This window comes from Nitrosomonas sp. Nm132, assembly GCF_900100485.1.
GTDB lineage: Bacteria > Pseudomonadota > Gammaproteobacteria > Burkholderiales > Nitrosomonadaceae > Nitrosomonas.
Genome location: NZ_FNDH01000114.1, coordinates 1 through 1,346 on the forward strand (window position 1 = coordinate 1; position 1,346 = coordinate 1,346).

At 41.2% G+C, this 1,346-nt stretch carries 2 protein-coding genes; both read right to left on the minus strand.

Going from position 1 to position 1,346, the window contains the following annotated elements:
* Positions 1-467, minus strand: a 467-nt coding sequence (locus BLP80_RS14880) for an IS5 family transposase (RefSeq protein ID WP_143002338.1), incomplete at its 3' end; no start/stop codon positions are given.
* Between the two features lie 68 nt (positions 468-535).
* Positions 536-670 (minus strand): hypothetical protein, encoded by a 135-nt coding sequence (locus BLP80_RS16485; protein ID WP_256325135.1) that lies wholly within the window; start codon positions 668-670, stop codon positions 536-538.
* Between the last annotated feature and the right edge of the window lie 676 nt (positions 671-1,346).

Genomic DNA, 1,346 nt, shown 5'->3' on the forward strand with positions numbered 1-1,346 from the left:
AACTTGGCAATCAGCTCCGGTGCCACAGAGCAATCATTCACATCTCCACCGGTAATTTCAAATTCAACCGGCAAACCACAACCATCAACAGCAAGGTGGATCTTCGTAGAGTTGCCAGCACGGCTTTTTCCGATGGCCTGCGGCTTCTTGCCGGCAGCTCCCGCACTATGCTGATGCGCTTTAACGTAGCTGCCATCAATAAATTCCCATTCCCAATCCGGATCAATAATCAGCGCCTTGAAAACCCTGCTCCACTTGTTAGTGGATGACCAAGCATTGAATCTCTTATAGATGGAATTCCAGCATCCAAAAACCTCGGGTAAGTCCCGCCACGGACAACCAACCCGCATTCGGTATAGCACACCCTCCACCGTCATGCGCAGATTGCGCTTGTTATAAATCGCTTCTTGAAGCAGAATCTTCTCCAGCTTCGGCCAGAATTCATCGGTGAGCATCAGTCGGGGCATCGTAAACTCGTTTTGTGGGGGGGTAAAAATCTCTCAATATTACGAGTTTACTTCGATTTATGAAATACTTACCTCAAAACGTCAACAGACCCTAGCAGGTAGACGGCTTTTAGCCGGTCAGCATAACGCTTGTCTGAGGTTTGACGGTGCGCCGATTCTAAATCGGCAATTTCTTGTGCAGTGAGCTGGTAACGTGGTGACATATCAAAATGCTAATATATTCACAGCTATGCTGCACTAACTTAAACCAATTTTTGACTCACGAGAAGTACAGTTCGATCTCGCTCATGGACTGGATACTCAATCGCATAGTCTATACTCATCACACTTCAAAATTCGGTTTTTATAATCCCTCATCCGACCTTCTCCCAGTGGGAAAAGATATAGCTACCGAATTTTGAAGTGTGATGAGTATACAATCGCTTATTCTGAAGTTTTATCCACGCGACTCTTGAGATCCGTATACGACTATTCTAATTGATTGATACCTCCAGAGTATTTATCTCTATTAATTCATGCATAATAAAACGTATCTCTGAATGCACTCTTAATCTTGGAAACTTTTAAAATATTCTTAAACTCTTCAGCAAGATTAAGTAATTCTATTTTATACTTAATGATTCGACTGTCAGTGAGCATCGTGAACGTTACCCTTATTTATATTTGATTAAAGGTTTAGATGTTCATATCAAACTCGATAACGCTCTCTTTTACAAGTATGATGTTAACCCAGATTGAGGCTAATATAAATAAATAATAAAACAAATTTAAAACATTTTTCGTGGATTCAAATTCGAAGTGCAACTTTTGATGGCTGTTTAGTGTAACTTACCGACACTCCGAAGAATACCTCATGCGGAGTTCTAAATCCAAGTACTT